Consider the following 18,618-nt stretch of genomic DNA (forward strand, 5'->3'; position numbering starts at 1 on the left):
GATTAATCTAAATTTTAAAATGACCAATTCAACTGCTCAGTTTCTAATGACACTGGAGATTAGTGATTTTTCAGCAACTCCCAAATATCTCCAATTGGCGAATACTATCATTGATGCAGTAAAAAATGAGAGACTTAAGAAGAATGAAATGCTTCCTTCAATTAATGAATCCAGTGCTTATCTTGAAATATCTAGAGACACGGTTGAAAAGGCTTATCGCTATTTAAAAAAGCATGAAATTATTGCATCTAATCCAGGCAAGGGATACTATGTCAATAAAACAGATATTCAATCCAAATGTAAAATTGCATTGTTTCTGAATAAATTGAGTGTTCACAAAAAAATAGTGTATGATTCATTTGCTAAGGAGTTAGGCGATTTTGCTGATCTGGATTTATTTGTCTATAATTCAGACCTTTCCTATCTCAAGAACCTATTATCGAATCTGACCAAAACATATGACTATTATGTACTATTTCCACATTTTAGGGAGGGACGAGATAAAGCGCCGGATATTATTCGTAGAATACCAAGCGATAAATTAATGTTATTAGGACGATTTGTGGATGATGTACCGGGCGATTTTCCAGCGGTTTATGAGAATTATGAACAGGATATTTACTTAGCGTTGGAAAAAGCGAGCGAAGTTTTAAGTAAATATAAAATGATAAAATTGGTTTTTCCCGATCATAGTGATTTTCCAAAAGCAATTATAAAGGGTTTTTATAAATTTTGTCAGCAGTATGCTTTTGATCATGAGCTGGTATCGGAATTGAATAAAGAAAAAGTCGTAATAGGGACTTGTTATATCAATATTATCGAAGATGATCTAGTAAAACTACTGAATAAGATTCAACAAAAAAATCTGGTGATAGGTAAAGATATTGGTGTTATTTCATATAATGAAACGCCGTTAAAGAAATTTATTTTGAATGGAATTACAACCATATCAACTGATTTTGAAACAATGGGTAGGATGGCGGCAAATCTCATTAAAAATAACTCCAAAGATCGGCTTGAAGTCCCATTTAATATCAAGATTCGAGCTTCTATATAAAAGCATATATTATATTATGAATAAAGCCATGAGTTTTCTCATGGCTTTAATACTTTTGATCACGATTACAGTGTTATTTTTTTAGGGTTAGAGGATATTGTTTAAATACTCCTTTAACAACCTTAGCAACATTAGTTGCCGCTTTTTCTGGACTATTAACTTCGCCAGATCCACGTGCTTGCCAAACAACTTTATTTGTTTTACGATCTACAGCTTCTATGATTAAGTGCGCATAGCGGTAACGTTCTTTGGCTACAGGATATGTTGAATAATAACCATAATAAGGAGAAAACCACGGTCTGTACCAACCCCATGGACCTCCATAAGCATATGAGGATCCATATACTAAACGACTTTTGTTATTGACAATTGTTATATAACGGAATAACAAATCTGGATTATCCTTACTGTAAGATAAGCCCCTTGCTTGTAATTCACTGTTGCTCGCGTCTAATATATTTGTTCTTGCAATATCATTATCAAAATATGATTTTGATAACGAATCGACAGGTGGTAACCAGCCATAAGTACGATATTGCGAAAAATCTACTTTTTCGTCGCGCATCGTATTATATTGATATGAGGCACAAGATGCAAGAATTAGACTTGCAAATAAGAAATAAATTATTTTTTTCATGACCAATAGGATTTATATTATTTTCTTAGTGTTAGACAAATGTAAATGTTAAAAGTTTAATTATATCAGTAAAAAATTATTGATAAAAGGCAACTAATGGCATCGAACGGCCTGGACCAAAAGCTTTTGGACTAATGCGCAGTATTGGAGGAGCCTGAAATCTTTTAAATTCGGCATTATTAACTAGTTTTATAATTTTTTCAACAATATTAAGATCATAACCTTGATCTAAAATTTCCTCTTTTGATTTTTGTTTTTCGATATATAGGAATAATATTTCATCCAGTAAATCATATGGTGGTAAGGAATCTGAATCCTTTTGATCGGGTCTTAATTCTGCAGAAGGTGCTTTTTCAATTGTATTAGATGGGATAATTTCCTTATTTCGGTTAATGTATCGGGCGAGATCATAGGCCTTTGATTTATATACGTCTCCTATTACTGAAATCGATCCTGCCATATCTCCATATAAGGTGCCATAACCTACCGCTGCTTCACTTTTATTTGAAGTGTTTAAAACGATATGACCAAATTTGTTGGAAATTGCCATTAATAACGTACCTCTGGTACGTGCCTGGATATTTTCTTCGGCAACACCCGCTTTTTGCCCTTCAAAAAAGGGAGCTAATGTTGTTTCGTAGGCCTGCGTAATATCTTTTATTGGAATGATATGATGTGCGCAATTGGTATTTTTTACGAGATCTAATGCGTCTTGAATGGAATGGTCGGATGAATAAATAGAAGGAAGCAATATTGCAAGTACATTTTCTGAACCTAATGCTTCACAGGCTAATGCGGCAACTAGTGCTGAATCTAATCCACCGGAAAGGCCTAAGACTGCTTTTTTGAAACCAGATTTGTGAAAATAATCACGTAAACCTAATAGCAGTGCGTCGTGAATCAGTTCTATTTCCTGATCGTGGGGTACCGTAAATGCTGTTGTCGCTTTTATGGTTTGATCTCTATATTCTATAATCTGTAAATCTTCTTCGAATTTTTTTAATTCACAGCAAATTGCTCCATTTTCATCAATAGCCAGTGATCTTCCGTCAAAAATTATATCCATATGTGCGCCAACTTGGTTGACATAGATGAGCGGACGTTTTGCTTTTGCCACTTGTGCTTTCAAAACAGCAACACGATCTTGATAATGGACATAAGAAAAAGGCGAAGCTGCAATATTGATCAGCAAATCTGGGCTTTCTTGAAGTAATTCGTTCATGGGGTCACCAACGTAGGAATTATTTCCTTGATCGTCATCCCATAAATCTTCACAAATGGTCAATGCTATTTTTGTTTTTTTATAGGTGAAACATGCGAATTTTCTGCTAGGTTCAAAGTAACGATATTCATCAAAAACATCATAGTTAGGAAGTAGTCCTTTTTTACTAATGTGTGTAATCTTTCCTTTTTCTAAACAAACTGCAGCATTGTACAGTGCTTTACCTTCTGGGTCTGTATTGGGGACAGGCGCTCCGATAATGCATAAAATATCTTGGCAATGTGATGCAATGGTAGTAATAGATTCGTTACACTGTTTTAAGAATGTTGCATTTTGCAAAAGATCCTTTGCTGGGTAGCCGCCAATTGCTAATTCAGAAAAAACAATAATTTCAGCTTGTTGTGCTCTTGCATTTTCAATAGCAGTAATAATTTTTGCAGTGTTGGAACTGAAGTTGCCGATATGATAATTTAACTGGGCTAAAGCTATTTTCATTTTTGCGTCTTTGTTTTTGAATGGTATACTGATATGAAGAGCAAGATAAGAAGTTTTTTAGACTACTTTTTGATACTATTGTTTTTTTATTTTAGTTTTTGATCGTGAATTAAAAACAAACAGGATCTTTACGTAAGTAAAGATCCTGCTTCGTGTATTCGTTTAAAATTTTAGAAGAAATAAATCTCCCAAACGCCATTTAATTGCTAATTGAAACTACTTCAATTTCAGAATATAACGGTGAGTTTGCTGGAACTTTATCTTTTGCAACTTGATCATATCCGAATGGAGACGGCGCGACAAATTTGATTTTTCCGCCCTTTTTTAATCCTTTTGCTGTTAAGCCCCCAATATTTGCTTCTCTTCCTTGAAATGACATTTTCTTTGGAAAGAAGGCAATTTTCCATGCGGAAATTACACCATTTAATGTAAATGTTGCTGGACTGTCCTCTTTAGATTCATCAACAAGTACACCTTTATCTGCCCCATTAAGCAAATTTACTTTATATTTGGTTACTACTGTTGGAAATATAAGTGTTCCATTGGAATAGAATTGATAAGTGTATGAAGCCTCTTCGCCTTCAGCAATTAAATCATACCATATACCTGTTGCTGTATCTAATTTGGGATTCGTGAAGTTTTTGATAGCAAATGATTTCAACTGAGGAGCCTGTTCTTTTAGTAAATTTTGGATTCTCGCATTTTCGATAGAATCTTTAATTCTTTGTTCTTCCGCTAATTTCGAAAAATCGTCTGATTTACTGCAAGATGCTAAAGCAATAATCATTGCCAACATTCCAAAAAAGATTTTTGTAAAATTTTTCATAAATTTCTTTACTAATTACTGTTATTATACCGGTTAAAACGTTCAATTGTTTAGATGTGCTACAAGGTACAAAAGAATTTTAAAGCAAGTAAAGTATATGGGAACTTTTTATTTGAAAAGGTCTTGTCACTTTGTTCTTTAATAATAGTTTTCTTTTGGAAATTTTATATAAAAAAATGGTCCTTTACATCATGTAAAGGACCATTTTTTTATGCTATTATTGATTTGTATTAATTACGAACCAGTATTGCCAATAGTTTTCAACTCAATTGTGTAAACAACTGGAGTATTTTTAGGAACAGTTACTTTTTCGCTACCTTTTGTATATTCTACTTGGTCAAAAGTAAAATAAGATGGTGAAATAAAACTAATTTTATCATTTTTTTGCAAACCTTTTGGTAATAATCCCTCAAATCTTACATCCTTGCCTTGGATATTAACAATAGTTGGTACAAATGCTTGAATCCATGCTTGTCCATAAATGTTAATTGCTGTAGCGATATTATCGTAGACTTTAGGAACACCATCTGTATTTTTGTCAAATACAGTTCCATTCATCAATTCTCCTTTGAAATTTAAGGTTGCTGCCCAAGGAGTTAACCCAGCTTGTCCATAACCGTTAACAGTACCCTTGTATACATATGGTGTTTCATTTCCAGCCGCTAACTCTACTTTATACCAGATTCCAGTTGAATCGGAATATTTAGCTTTATCTCCCCATTTGGTTTTTGCATATTGCTCTAATAAAGGAGCTTGTATTCTTTTTAATGAATCTCTGCGTACTTTTTCTAATCTTGCTTTTTCAATTTGCTCTCTTTCAGCTTTCTCATAATCGAAATCATTTTTGTTACAGGAAGCAAAAACTATCCCCATGCATAAAAATGCCATTAAAAATTTCGTAAATTTTTTCATAATTTTTTAAATTGTATCTTATATTACCACTTAAACGTTGTGTTTTTCGGTTTCGCTACAGCGAGATGTTAAATTATCTTAAAAAATTCGCTAACTCTTTTGGGCTTAGATATTTTTGCTTAATACTTTTTAATTTAAATGTTTGATCATAACGCAGGAGACTCGGGAAAACCATCTTTTGGTTGGTTAATAAGAGTAATGCTAAGGGATGATATTGTCCGGTATTTTTTTTTGGAGTTTTTGATTTCCATACTTGCTGATCGAAAGTGATGTCTTCAACCGTCTCCGCATCTAATTCAACTAGATAAAAATCTTTGTTTAAGCGGTCATAGATTTCTTTTTTTGAAAAGACTTCTTTATCCATTTTTCTGCAGTAGCTGCACCAGTCGGTATGAATGAAGATGATTGTTTCTTTTGGTGCTATGCTTAATAAAGAGTCTAATTGTTGAAAAGAGGTCCAAATTATCCGCTCTTGACCATAATGGCTGAGCGGATAAAGGATAATGGTCATTAATAAAACAAATTTGTGCATATGCTTCATCTTTCTTTAATAAATGGGATTAATGAAAATGGCCAATTTTTACTCCAAAGGTTATTGTGCGTGGTTTTGTCGGACCGTAAATATAATTTGAATCACGATTAGCGCCTTTATCGAAATCTTTTTGGAATGCGTTGAACATATTTTGTACACCTGCAAATAATTCAAGGTTAAAATCTTTGTGAACAGCAAAAGTGTATCCTAACCGTGCATTCAGCTCCATAAAATCCCTCGTTTTTTTGAGGCTCATGATTTCTTCTTGTATATGCGAGATCTTCATTTTTCCGGTGTAAACTCCTGTTAGGTCAACTGCGAATTTCTTAGTTGCTTTCCAATTGGCATTTAAGTAGCCATAGACATTTGGCGTACGTAAGAAATCTTTGGACAAAATGGCTTCTTGACCTGTTTTAGCTTCAGCTATCAGTTGTGCCGATTGGTATCGCGAGCGTTGTATCGTACCACCAGCTTGTAGACTAAATATACTTGAAGGGGCTACATTAAGTTCTAGGTTTGTTCCGTATACATAGGCATCTGTACCGTTACGCATTTCTTCAATCATAATGTCATTGGATTCTGATTTCAAGACTGTCGTAAATGGATTATTCAACTGTGTATAGAAGCCCTCCACTAAAAGGCTTGTTTGCGTATTGCCAAAATTTCTGCTGAAATTGAACGATCCGGTATAAGCATTTGAATATTCTGTTTTTAGGTCTTCTCCAATTAATACAAAAACCTGTTTTCCTCCGATGGAAGTCACATGCATATCTTCATTGAAAGCTTGTGGGGCACGGAAGCCGCGTGCATAGCCGCCACGAAATTGAATATTACTATTGATATCGTATAAGATGGTTAATCGTGGGTTCCAAGATCCAAAATTCTTCTGACTGCTACGTTCCACTTGTTGGAGCTGATAATTTCCGTCGACGAAGATGTAGTCGTATCGCATTCCTATTAATGCTTTGAAAGAGGATACTGGCTTCCATTCGTATTGGGCATAAGTTCCTATTCCTTTTGTTTTTTGATCGATGATACGTTGATATCCGGGAATCTGATCATTTGTTTTGTTGTAGTTGAACTCAATACCGCTGGTAAAGACATCATCCTCAAAATTGTTTGTGTACTGTGTTCCTGTAACAAAAGACAAATCATCTGTGTCTCCATAAGAATTTGCGGCTCTTAAACTATCTGTTGCAGTGGGCGCTTCGCCCAGTCCCCCGTAAAAACTTTTACGTTTTGTTTTTTGGCCGGAAGCATACACGGAGATTTTTTGTTTATAGTCTGCTAAATAATGATCGTAAGTGATACCACCAATCAATGAATTGGTTTCCAGTTGTTCTGTGATGGCTGTAAAATGGGGTGATTTGTTAAATTGGTCTCCTCCTCTTCTAAATTCCTGTATGGTACTGAAATCTACTGTTATTTTATTGACATCGGAAGGTTTGAAAAATGCTTTTGTTCCGAATGTGGTATTGTTAAGTTCTGTTATCTCCGAAAATCCGTCCTTATTTTTATCAAATGGTTGACGATTCCGATGCATACCATAAAAGGTAACACCTGTTTTAAGGTCTTCATCTACGTAAGAGGTGTTGAAGTCTACCGTATTATCCCAACTGCTACCGCCGATTAACGAGTTGGTAGATTTAATCTGCCAATCATTTTCGACAGGATCTTTAGTAATGATATTAATGGTACCGGCAATTGCATTTGCTCCAAATAGGGCAGAACCTCCACTTCGAATGACTTCGATGCGGTCGATCATACTGGTTGGAAGTTGGTCTAAACCATATACACTGTTTAGTGCGCTGAATACGGATCTGCTGTTGATCAAGATCTGTGAATAGGCACCTTCTAAACCGTTAAGGCGGACTTGTGAAAAACCGCAGTTTTGACAGTTGTTCTCTACCCTTACTCCTGGTTGATAGTTTAGTGTTTCGGACATAGCTACAGATTGTGTAGCCTGAAAAAGTTTAGGGCCTAATACCTGCACAATAACTGGTGCTTCCTTTTTACTGACACCATATCGGGTTGCGCTTACAACGACTTCATTCAAATGCAGGTTGTCTGTATTTAATTTAAAGTGTACGGTGGAATCTGTCAGCAATATCAGCTGTTTGAGGGTTTGATAGCCAACAGCGGTAATCTGTATATTTTGTTTTTGTTTAGTTAGTTTTTGAAATTCAAAATAACCTGCGGTATCAGAAACGGTCGAGTGAAGACCATTTTCGATGTTGATAGTTGCTCCAACTATACCTTTACCGTCATTGTTACTGATTTTACCTTTTAATGTATGTTGCGCATATGTATGCATACTGATCATCATCATGATGATCAGTAGATTGATATTTCTCATTGGAGTGTATTTGTCCTTTTAATTGTAATGAACCTATCATGGGAGGTGTAAAATATCAGTACGAAGCAAGGCGAATGCCTGCTCCATGAATATTTTCATACTAGCTATGCCCACTATGGTTACATTATTTGCTTGAAATAATTAATAAATTACAGCACGACGCAATGCGATTTGCTATCGCACGGCGAATAGCATTCGTCTTGATAATAAGGATGAATGCAATAACTAATTTTATTTTAAGCAAAATCTGGGGGACCCCTTAAGAAAGCGTGATCGACGACACGATTGGTGACAACTGGTGTGTAGACTTGATAACTGTAGATATGAACGATAGTTCGAATGGGCTGTTCAAAAACGATAAATTCACTTTGAACAAAGTTTTGATTGTAGACGACATTGAGGAAATCAATTTGATCGTCGGATTCTTGCGGTCTGGGCTGATCGTTTGTAAAATCGTAAGGGTGATTGTGCATGACAATCTCTCCGTTTGATTTTACCTCTTTGTGCATGAAAATAACACCAGAAATAATGATCAAGCTGATCAATGCCAATTGCATTGATGCTAAGATTTTTCTGATATGTATATTCTTTGACATGTAGGTAATAAAAAAGCACCCGCTTAATACGAGTGCTAAATTATTGAAAATAAACGTAGCTTTCTATTGAAAGTGTATTATTTAAATATTATTTTATCAGTTGATTGTTGTCATCTGGAAAAACCAAGCTAGGAATATGTTTTTTAGCTTGCTCCATTTCCATTTGTGCATACGATATGATGATCACAATATCACCCACTTGAACTAATCTTGCTGCAGCGCCATTTAAGCAGATGGTACCGGAAGCTCTTTTTCCAGGAATAACATATGTTTCTAAACGAGCGCCATTGTTATTGTTAACGATTTGAACTTTTTCGTTTGCAATAATATTTGCTGCATCCATTAAATCCTCATCAATTGTGATACTACCAACGTAATTAAGCTCGGCCTGTGTAACCCGAACACGGTGGATTTTAGATTTCATTACCTCTATAAACATGTGGCAAAGTTAGATTTTTCTTGTAAAAATGTAAAGTTAATAAGTATAATGTGACATTTAATTCAAAATCATGTTATCAATAAGACGTACATCTTCGACCCACGCAGTGACAAGTGCTACATATTGTTTATCTTGTTCAATTGTTTTGATTTCTTTCAATGTCGTTGTTTCGCAAATAGCGAGATATTCTAAGGTAATACCTTCGCTGGAGTTCAATAGTTCTGTTGCCTGTTTATTTAATTGAAGTAAGGGTATCTTTCCAAAGTTATTTTTGATATACAGAAGTGTTTTGGACAAAGCTAACGCTTGTATTTTACCATTTGATGAGAGGCGCATGTTTCTTGAACTTAAAGCGAGACCATTTTCATCTCGGATGATTGGGCATAATGCAATGGTGATCGGTAATTGCTTTACTTTGATCATATGTTCAATAACCATGACCTGTTGGAAGTCTTTCTGTCCAAAGCATGCAATATCTGGTTGCACTAAGGCGAATAATTTATAAACGACTTGCGTTACACCTTGAAAGTGCCCCGGTCTCATTTTCCCTTCCCATATTGCATCTAATCCGTTTAGATCGATGTGCCATTTTTCATTTGGATCAGGGTACATCTCTTCTACGGTAGGTAAGAATAAGGCATCACAATGAGCAGCTTCTAATAATGCGATATCATGCTCGATGGGCCTTGGATACTTTTCTAAATCCTTTGGATCGTTAAATTGTGTCGGGTTGACAAAGATACTGCAAACGGTGACATCTGATAAAGGTTTTGCATAATTCAGTAAAGAGATATGTCCTTCATGCAGTGCACCCATTGTTGGGATAAGAGCTATTTTTTGTTTGTTGATTCGTGCTGTTTCCAGGTAATCTTGGAGCTCTTTTTTAGTCTCGAAAATTCTCACTTTTAGAAATTTTAATACAGGGCAAAAGTGGGGAATATATTTGTGAATATAAAACGATGATTTGTAAGGAATTGTATTGTCGGGATATTTTTTGTATCTTTGTAGACCGATTTTACTGTTCTAATAAAAATAAAATAAATAAAAACTGGAGATGGCAAAAACGAAGATATTGTTTATAACCCACGAGATGTCGCCTTTCCTCGAATTAACTAAAATTTCTGAAATCACGCGTCAATTGCCGCAGGCTATGCAAGAGAAAGGATTTGAAATCCGTATTCTTATGCCTCGTTTTGGTAATATTAATGAGCGTAGAAATAGATTGCATGAGGTAATTCGTCTGTCAGGCTTAAACATTGTGGTGGATAACAATGACAATCCGCTAATCATTAAGGTAGCTTCATTGCCTGCGGCACGCATGCAGGTTTACTTCTTGGATAATGAAGACTATTTTCAGCGGAAAAAAGTTTTTCGTGACGAGAATGGAGAATTTTTTAATGATAACAATGAGCGCTCTGTGTTCTTCTGTAAAGGAGCACTGGAAACGGTTAAGAAGTTAGGTTGGTCACCAGATGTGGTACATTGCCACGGTTGGTTTTCAGCATTAGTGCCGGCTTATTTAAAGACGACATATAAAGATGATCCTACTTTTAAAGGTGCCAAAGTGATGTATTCGTTGTATAACGAAGAGTTCTCCGGAACTTTAGGCGATAAATACAGAGAAATTGCCCCTGAAGGTGCATTGACAAAAGATGATGTTGCTAGTTATGGTGACGGTAGTTATGTCAACATCTATAAAGGTGCTTTGGACTTCACCGATGTAGCGGTTGTAGCTGAGGAGGGTGTTAATCCAGAAATTTTAGCATATGCAAAAGAAAAAGGAATTCAGGTCTTTGAACCTAATGGTGATGAAGATTATGAAGCTTTCAATGATCTTTTTGATCAATTTGCTCCTGTAGAAGAAGAAACAACGGTTTAATGTAGAAATTAAACGTATTTAAAAAGCGTCTAAGAAATTAGACGCTTTTTTTGTGATATATCATCAGTGAGGGCTTCTTCTATATTAGATTAAAATCTGATAGTTAACAAATAGGTCTTGCGGTGATTTAATGGCAGGATGATAATTTAAAATGTTACCTTAGCTTTATTATGAAAATTAAAGTTGGTTTTGGCTTTGATGTCCATCAATTAGAAGAGGGGCATCCATTTATAGTAGGTGGAGTGGAATTGGATCATCATGCTGGTGCATTCGGCCATTCGGATGCGGATGTTTTGGCTCATGCCATTTGTGATGCGCTCCTGGGGGCCGCAAATTTAGAGGATATTGGTTATCATTTCCCAAATACAGATGAGCAATGGAGAGGTATTAGCAGTCTTGTTTTACTGAAACATTGTGTTAAGCTAATTGGAGATAAGGGGTATACCATAGGCAACATTGATGCTATGTTATGCCTGGAAGCTCCTAAAATTAAACCGTATATCGGACAGATGAAGGCCAAAATATCGGAGGCCTCAGGTTTGGACGTTGATGATATTTCGATCAAAGCAACGACCAATGAATCCATGGGATTTGTCGGAAGACAAGAGGGGGTAGTAGCATATGCTGTTTGTTTGATCGAAAAAGCTTAAACTTTCTGTTTCTTTTTAAAAAAGAAGCAGGCAACAATAAAACTGATTGCTGTAAGTACGAATCCTAGATAGAAAGGAGCTCCTGGTAAATAGAGAGCTTCTTTTTTATCTGTAAAGTGAGCAAACAACCAGCTCATGACGGGAGGGCCTATAATGGCTGTTAAGCTAATAATACTTGTTAATCCACCTTGTATCTGTCCCTGCTCATTCGATGGCGTTTCGTTGGATACAAGGCTCTGGATAGCTGGACCTGCGATTCCCGCAAATACATATGGTATTACGGCTAGGAAAATTAACCATGGAGCGTATGCCATCCCCATTAAGGGCATCGATATCACGTAGAGTCCAGATCCGATTAAAATACTTTTTTCTAATCCCAATTTTGGAATAATAATTCGAATCAATCCGGCTTGAACTATAGCCAACAACATACCTATAAAACCCAAAGAGATACCAACCATTCTTTCATCCCATTGATATCTTTCCATGGTGTAATATGACCAAGTACTTTGTACGGCATGAGAAGAGATGTTTATCAGAAAGATGCAAAAAAATAATTGTTTTAGATGCGGGTATTTCGCAAGTTGCTTGAAAGCACCTACCGGATTTGCATTTTTCCATCTGAAAGGTCTTCTGTTTTCTTTTTTTAATGATTCTGGAATGAAAAAATAACCATATAAGAAATTTAAAAAACTTAATAATGCTGCGGCGAAAAAAGGTATTCTGGCACCATAATGCCCTAATAACCCACCTAGCAATGGACCTACTATAAAACCTAAGCCAAATGCAGCTCCCAATAATCCGAAATTCTGAGCTTTTTTCTCGTGCGAACTGATATCTGCTATAAATGCAGCAGCTACTGTGTAGCTGGCTCCTGTAATACCTGCTATAAACCTACCGATGAATAACCACAGGATGGTTGGAGCTAACCCCATGAGTAAATAGTTGATAGAAAAGCCTAAGAGTGATATTAACAGGATGGGTCTTCTACCAAATCGGTCACTGAGATTACCTAACACAGATGCAAAGAAGAATTGAGTTAATGCATAACAAAACATGAGCAAACCACCATATCGCGATGCATCACTTAATGTGCCGCCAATCAATTCTTCAATTAATTTAGGCATTACAGGTATAATAATACCTAAACCAATGACGTCAATTAGTACGGTTAAAAAAATGAAAAATAGACTTTTTGAAGTGTTGACTTGCATATTTTACTGTTTTTTATTTTTTAGATAGGCTTTTAAACGATTTACTGGCCTATAGCTTTATCATTTATTTTAATAATCTATATGTTTTTGCCTGTCACGAATGACAGACAATTGATTTGTTTTTAAATCTAAACTAAATTTCTGAAATACCAAGCTTTAGCGATATTGAAAAATTAGGATCATACCCTAAGGATTGTTTTTGAACCAATCAAAGGCGATCTGTTTTATTTAGAAAATGGTTTTAAAGACTGAAATGTGCGATTGGTTTAAAGTTTCTTTTTTGTAGTAATTGATTCTTTTTCAGTGTTTTTTTAACGGATGTTGTATCGAATGAAGATTCCTCAAAATATTTGTAATATCTTTGTTGTCATGCACATAATCTTTGGCACATTATCTGATATTGTAGCGGAGGCATATGTCATCATATTTTATAATGATCAAATCGAGAAAGAATAAGGTTCAATGAAGAGAGAATCAAAAAAAAACCAACTGCAACCAGAAGATATTAAGCGGTACACACGTAATTTCTGGAAATTTATTATTGGAATAATAGCTTTTGGGTTTCTATTTATATTTAGTGTTCGCCTGGGGTTATTTGGAAAGTTACCATCTTTTAGTGATTTAGAAAATCCTAAGAGTAATTTAGCTTCGGAAGTTATAACGGAAGATAATAAGGTTTTAGGTACTTATTATATTCAAAATAGGTCAAATGTGAAGTATAGTGAGTTGTCACCTTACTTGATACATGCCTTGATCTCAACAGAGGATAAGCGTTTTTACGATCACTCCGGTATTGATTATACACGTACTTTTACGGTCATTTTCCACACTTTAACTGGAAATAAACAAGGAGGGAGTACGATTACACAGCAATTAGCTCTTAATTTATTTTCAGACGGTCGTGCTAAAAGTGCTCCTAAGCGTATCATTCAAAAGTTTCAGGAATGGATAACTGCTGTTCGTTTAGAGCGTAATTATACCAAAGAAGAGATTATCACCATGTATTTCAATACAGTGGACTTTGGAGCATATAATACCTATGGTATTAAATCAGCCGCACGTACTTATTTCAATACAACTCCTGATAAACTTACTGCAGACCAAGCTGCTTTATTAGTGGGTATGCTGAAAGGTCCGGGCGTTTATTCTCCTGTCAGGTATCCGCAAAACGCATTAGCGCGCAGAAATACAGTCTTGGACAATATGAATAAGGCAAATTTCATTTCTACAGAGGAAGAGGCTAGTGCACAAGCTAAACCATTGGGATTACAATTGAAAATCGCCAATTATGGGGAAGGTTTAGCACCTTATTTTCGTGCGGTATTAAAAGAAGAAATCAAGAAAGAATTTTCAAAGTTATCGATTACCAAATCGGATGGTACACCTTATGATCTGGATCGTGATGGGTTGAAAATTTATACAACAATTAATATGTCCATGCAGCAATATGCTGAAGATGCCCAGAAAGAATGGATGAAATCTTTACAGGGTAAGTTTGCTGTACAATGGAAGAATAAGGATCCTTTTAAAGGAGATAAAGCCAAGTTACTGACGACAGGTATGCGACGTTCTGAACGCTACCGTGTTTTGAAGGAGAATGGACTTTCTGAAGATGAGATCAAGAAAGCATTTCAGGTAAAAGTTCCGATGTCTATTTTCACTTGGAAGGGTTCTGTGGATACTGTTATGGCTCCGATTGATTCTATCAAATACAATAAATTGATGTTACGTAATGCAATGATGTCGATGGAACCAAAAACTGGACATATCAAGGCTTGGGTCGGTGGAATAAATTTTGAGCATTTCAAGTATGATCAAGTAAAAATGGGGACGAGACAGGTCGGTTCAACTGCCAAGCCATTTACTTATGCTGTCGCAGTTGATAATGGCTACTCTCCATGTTACAGTATTCCAAATTATCAACAGACTTATGGAAATTGGACACCAAGGGGTACAGCTGAAGGTGGGAATCCGATTACTTTAGCTAATGCATTGGCGTTGTCTCAGAATTATGCGACTGCCTATTTGGTGAATCAAGTTACACCGGAGGCGGTTGCTGCATTGACGAAACGTATGGGTATTACCAGTGATGTCCCGAACTATCCATCCATTTCACTTGGAGCATATGAAGCTTCTGTATTTGATATGGTTGGTGCTTATTCGGCATTTGTAAATCATGGTACTTGGATTGAACCTAATGCGATCTTGAGGATCGAAGATAAGAATGGAACTCCTATTTATGAAAAGGCACCTAAAGTTGTTAAGGCTTTGAACAGTGAGTCTGCTTATATTATTGTAGATATGTTAAAATCTGTTGTCTCGAAAGGTACAGGAAGACGAATTCAATGGAAATATCATTTGACGAATCCAATCGGAGGAAAGACGGGTACAACCAATGATAATGCTGATGCTTGGTTTATCGGGATCACTCCTGAACTGGTGTCAGGTGTCTGGACAGGAGCTGAAGATCGTAGTATTAGTTTTGCGAATATGCAAGACGGGCAGGGAGCTGCAGCAGCAATGCCTGTATTTGCACTCTATATGCAGAAGGTATATGCAGATAAAAACCTCAAGTATACGAAAGGCGATTTTGAACTTCCTGAAGGTGGGCTAACGCGAGTAGTTGACTGTTCTAAGTACTGGGGAGGGGGCGGAAGCTCCGGAGCAGACAGTACAGGTTCCGAATCAAACTTAAATGATGATCGATTAGGTTTTTAAATTTTATTAAATAAAGATATAAAGCCAGATAATTGAGTTTTTCGAAATTTGTTATCTGGCTTATTTGTTATATATGAGCGTGTTTGATTATAAAGAGGAGCTTAAAAGAATTCCACATAAGCCTGGGGTTTATCAGTATTTTGATAAACATGATGTCCTGATTTATATCGGTAAAGCTAAAGATCTGAGGAATCGGGTTGGTTCTTATTTTGTGAATGAAACGCAACATAACGGTAAGACGCGTGTATTAGTTCGTCAGATCAACCGTATTTCTTTTACTATTGTAGATACGGAGATTGATGCATGGTTGCTGGAAAATTCATTGATTAAGAAACATAAGCCCAAGTATAATGTATTATTAAAAGATGATAAAACTTATCCTTGGATTGTCATTAAAAATGAACGCTTTCCCCGAGTTTTTTGGACACGTAAATATATTAAAGATGGCTCTCGGTATTATGGTCCTTATGCCTCTGTAGGGATGATGCACATTGTATTGGACGTAATCCGGGATCTTTTTCCGCTAAGGACGTGTAATTTGGCACTGACTCAGGAGAATATTGCTAGGGGTAAATTCAAAATTTGCCTTGAATATCAGATTGGCAACTGTAAAGGTCCATGTGAAGGTTATCAATCTGAAGAAGATTATGATCAGAATCTGAGTGATATTAAAGATATTTTAAATGGTAAAATTTCTGTTGTCACGAATCGGATTAAAGAGCAGATGTCTGCAGCAGTATCGGAAATGAATTTCGAAAAGGCGCATTCCTTTAAGATGAAATTAGATAAACTGGATTTGTATCAGAGTAAGTCTACGGTTGTTAATTCATCTATCACGAATGTTGATGTTTTCAGTATTGCATCGGATGAAAGTTATGCTTTTGTTAATTATTTAAAAGTGATGAACGGAGTGATCATTCAAACGCAGACTGTTGAAATGAAGCGGCGACTGGATGAGACTGAACAAGAACTTCTTGCTTTAGCGATTCCTGAGATCCGGGATCGGTTTAAAAGCTTATCACGAGAAATTATCGTTCCATTTGAACTGGATATTCAGGAAAATGATCAGATCAAATTTACGGTTCCAAAACTAGGGGAAAAGAGAAAATTATTGGATCTATCGTTGAAGAACGTAGCGTTCTTTAAAAAAGAACGATTGCTACATTATGAGAAATTGAATCCAGATGTACGAGTAGATCGTATTTTAACGCAGATGAAGAAAGATTTGCGGTTAAATGTCTTGCCTCAGCATATTGAATGTTTTGATAACTCTAATATTCAAGGTAGCTATCCTGTATCTGCTATTGTAGTCTTTAAAGATGGTAAGCCATCAAAAAAGGATTACCGACACTTCAATGTTAAAACAGTAGTAGGTCCAAATGATTTTGCCACGATGGAGGAGGCTGTATATAGGCGATATAAGCGGGTTTTGGAAGAAGATGGTGATTTGCCTCAGTTGATCATTATTGATGGGGGTAAGGGACAATTAGGGGCCGCTTTGAAAAGCTTGCGATTATTAGGGATAGAGAAACAAGTTACAGTAATTGGTATTGCCAAGCGGCTGGAGGAGCTGTATTATCCGGGTGATCAATATCCTCTTTATTTGGATAAAAAATCGGAAACTCTTAAAATCATCCAACACTTGCGGGATGAAGCCCATCGGTTCGGAATTACTTTTCACAGAAATCAACGTAGCCGAAAAACTTTTGTATCTGAACTCGAAGATATTCCTGGCATAGGTAAGACTACGGTAGAGAAATTACTGACTACCTTTAAATCTGTTAAGAAAATTAAAGAGGCTCCAGAAGAAGAGTTGAGAAAAGTGTTGAACTTAAAACAGCTACAGGCACTTTTAACATATTTTAAGCGAAATTAAGCGCGTTTGTCTTGCATTTTTTATTAAGAGAAAAGCCCCAATAAGTTGATCACTAATGGGGCTTTTGTATGCTGGTTAACATTTGTACTTAAAACTATTTTCTAGCATTAGTCGTCATAACCAAATCTTTTTAAGTAATTTTTCTTACTTCTCCAATCTGGAATTACTTTTACGAAAACCTCAAGAAAGACTTTTTTGTCAATAAATGCCTCAATATCCTGGCGAGCGTACGTGCCGACTTTTTTAATCATTGATCCACCGGTACCGATGATGATATTCTTTTGTGAATCACGCTCCACAATGATTTCTGCAGCGATACGAGTGATCTTAGGTTCTTCTTTATAAGATGTAACAACTACTTCAGTACTGTAAGGAATTTCCTTGTCATACAGTTTGAATATTTTTTCGCGAATCATTTCCGAAACAAAGAAACGCATTGATTTGTCTGTTAATTCATCTTTTTCATAGTAAGGAGCATGTACAGGAAGTTTTTCCTTGATATAGTCCATTACTCCAGTGATATTATGATTAAGAAGTGCTGATACCGCAAAAATAACTTCTGGGTTGATCGTTTCTTTCCAGAACTCTACTTTAGCCATCACTTCTGCTTCGTTAGACTTGTCAATTTTATTGATAAGAACAGCTACTGGAGAACTTGTTTTTTTTAATTTCTCAATAACATCATTTTCATCATATTTTTCATTGATATCTGTAACAAGTAAAATAATGTCCGCATCGATCAGCGATCCTTGGACAAAATTCATCATTGATTCTTGTAACGAATAGTTTGGTTTGATGATACCAGGTGTGTCTGAAAAGACAATTTGGTGCTCCTCATCATTGACTATTCCAATAATGCGGTGTCTTGTTGTTTGAGCTTTAGGAGTGATGATAGACATCTTTTCACCCACTAAAGCGTTCATTAGCGTAGACTTACCTGCATTAGGTTTACCGATGATGCTTACGAATCCTGCTTTATGCGACATTTTTTTTAATTTAATTAGGATTACAAAGAAACAAAATATATCTTTGTGCTCCAATTCGGAGGTAAAGATATCTTGCTTTTTAACACAAAAAGGACGATTGAACTAAAAATATATTGCGGGATGGAGCAGTTGGTAGCTCGTCGGGCTCATAACCCGAAGGTCATCAGTTCGAGTCTGATTCCCGCTACTAAAAGAGTCTGTTGAAAGACACAGACTCCAAGAC

Annotated in this window: 16 protein-coding genes and 1 tRNA gene; 6 read left to right on the top strand and 11 right to left on the bottom strand. The window is 35.9% G+C overall.

Going from position 1 to position 18,618, the window contains the following annotated elements; all coding sequences use genetic code 11:
- Positions 1-19: 19 nt before the first annotated feature.
- A complete protein-coding gene (locus EDF66_RS05320) occupies positions 20-1,057 on the top strand; it encodes a GntR family transcriptional regulator (RefSeq protein ID WP_243655995.1) in 1,038 nt (345 codons plus the stop codon).
- Between the two features lie 73 nt (positions 1,058-1,130).
- On the opposite strand, the gene EDF66_RS05325 is transcribed toward EDF66_RS05320, so the two are convergent.
- From EDF66_RS05325 to panC, 9 genes are all read right to left on the bottom strand, one after another.
- Positions 1,131-1,694, bottom strand: a complete 564-nt coding sequence (locus EDF66_RS05325) for a DUF4136 domain-containing protein (protein ID WP_021190250.1) — start codon at positions 1,692-1,694, stop codon at positions 1,131-1,133.
- Positions 1,695-1,770: 76 nt separating this feature from the next.
- Positions 1,771-3,411: an NAD+ synthase gene (locus EDF66_RS05330; RefSeq protein ID WP_132841092.1), complete on the bottom strand. Its 1,641-nt coding sequence runs from the start codon at positions 3,409-3,411 to the stop codon at positions 1,771-1,773.
- A 199-nt stretch (positions 3,412-3,610) separates the two neighbouring features.
- Positions 3,611-4,237: an FKBP-type peptidyl-prolyl cis-trans isomerase gene (locus EDF66_RS05335; RefSeq protein WP_132841094.1), complete on the bottom strand. Its 627-nt coding sequence runs from the start codon at positions 4,235-4,237 to the stop codon at positions 3,611-3,613.
- 234 nt (positions 4,238-4,471) lie between these two features.
- A complete protein-coding gene (locus EDF66_RS05340; protein WP_132841096.1) occupies positions 4,472-5,149 on the bottom strand; it encodes a hypothetical protein in 678 nt (225 codons plus the stop codon).
- Between the two features lie 73 nt (positions 5,150-5,222).
- The gene (locus tag EDF66_RS05345; RefSeq protein WP_165902372.1) at positions 5,223-5,681 is read right to left on the bottom strand and encodes a thioredoxin family protein; all 459 of its coding nucleotides are present in this window, start codon (positions 5,679-5,681) and stop codon (positions 5,223-5,225) included.
- A 28-nt stretch (positions 5,682-5,709) separates the two neighbouring features.
- Positions 5,710-8,037: a TonB-dependent receptor domain-containing protein gene (locus EDF66_RS05350; protein ID WP_132841100.1), complete on the bottom strand. Its 2,328-nt coding sequence runs from the start codon at positions 8,035-8,037 to the stop codon at positions 5,710-5,712.
- A gap of 236 nt (positions 8,038-8,273) precedes the next feature.
- Positions 8,274-8,633, bottom strand: coding sequence for a hypothetical protein (locus tag EDF66_RS05355; RefSeq protein ID WP_243655996.1), 360 nt, complete (start codon positions 8,631-8,633; stop codon positions 8,274-8,276).
- A gap of 88 nt (positions 8,634-8,721) precedes the next feature.
- Positions 8,722-9,072 carry an aspartate 1-decarboxylase gene (gene panD, locus EDF66_RS05360; protein WP_031288422.1) on the bottom strand — a complete coding sequence of 117 codons (351 nt, stop codon included), beginning with the start codon at positions 9,070-9,072 and terminating at the stop codon, positions 8,722-8,724.
- A 57-nt stretch (positions 9,073-9,129) separates the two neighbouring features.
- Positions 9,130-9,975: a pantoate--beta-alanine ligase gene (gene panC / locus EDF66_RS05365; protein ID WP_132841102.1), complete on the bottom strand. Its 846-nt coding sequence runs from the start codon at positions 9,973-9,975 to the stop codon at positions 9,130-9,132.
- 151 nt (positions 9,976-10,126) lie between these two features.
- Here panC and EDF66_RS05370 point away from each other — a divergent pair, with 151 nt between their 5' ends.
- On the top strand, positions 10,127-10,951 hold the full coding sequence (locus tag EDF66_RS05370) for a glycogen/starch synthase (RefSeq protein WP_031288421.1): 825 nt from the start codon (positions 10,127-10,129) through the stop codon (positions 10,949-10,951).
- A gap of 170 nt (positions 10,952-11,121) precedes the next feature.
- Complete coding sequence (gene ispF / locus EDF66_RS05375) at positions 11,122-11,601, top strand: 2-C-methyl-D-erythritol 2,4-cyclodiphosphate synthase (protein WP_021190240.1); 480 nt, start codon at positions 11,122-11,124, stop codon at positions 11,599-11,601.
- On the opposite strand, the gene EDF66_RS05380 is transcribed toward ispF, so the two are convergent.
- Entirely contained in the window at positions 11,598-12,815 is a 1,218-nt protein-coding gene (locus EDF66_RS05380) for a TCR/Tet family MFS transporter (protein ID WP_132769166.1), read from the bottom strand. The genes ispF and EDF66_RS05380 overlap by 4 nt on opposite strands.
- A gap of 462 nt (positions 12,816-13,277) precedes the next feature.
- Between EDF66_RS05380 and EDF66_RS05385 the strand changes: the two genes are divergently transcribed.
- Both EDF66_RS05385 and uvrC read left to right on the top strand, forming a co-directional pair.
- A complete protein-coding gene (locus EDF66_RS05385; RefSeq protein ID WP_132841104.1) occupies positions 13,278-15,533 on the top strand; it encodes a transglycosylase domain-containing protein in 2,256 nt (751 codons plus the stop codon).
- Positions 15,534-15,606: 73 nt separating this feature from the next.
- Positions 15,607-17,409, top strand: a complete 1,803-nt coding sequence (uvrC, locus tag EDF66_RS05390) for an excinuclease ABC subunit UvrC (RefSeq protein ID WP_132841106.1) — start codon at positions 15,607-15,609, stop codon at positions 17,407-17,409.
- A 107-nt stretch (positions 17,410-17,516) separates the two neighbouring features.
- Here uvrC and era read toward each other — a convergent pair whose 3' ends face one another.
- A complete protein-coding gene (gene era, locus EDF66_RS05395; RefSeq protein ID WP_132769161.1) occupies positions 17,517-18,395 on the bottom strand; it encodes a GTPase Era in 879 nt (292 codons plus the stop codon).
- A gap of 114 nt (positions 18,396-18,509) precedes the next feature.
- Between era and EDF66_RS05400 the strand changes: the two genes are divergently transcribed.
- Positions 18,510-18,582, top strand: a tRNA-Met gene (locus EDF66_RS05400).
- Positions 18,583-18,618: the final 36 nt, after the last annotated feature.

This window comes from Sphingobacterium sp. JUb20 (assembly GCF_004342035.1).
In the GTDB taxonomy this organism is placed as follows: Bacteria; Bacteroidota; Bacteroidia; order Sphingobacteriales; family Sphingobacteriaceae; genus Sphingobacterium; species Sphingobacterium anhuiense.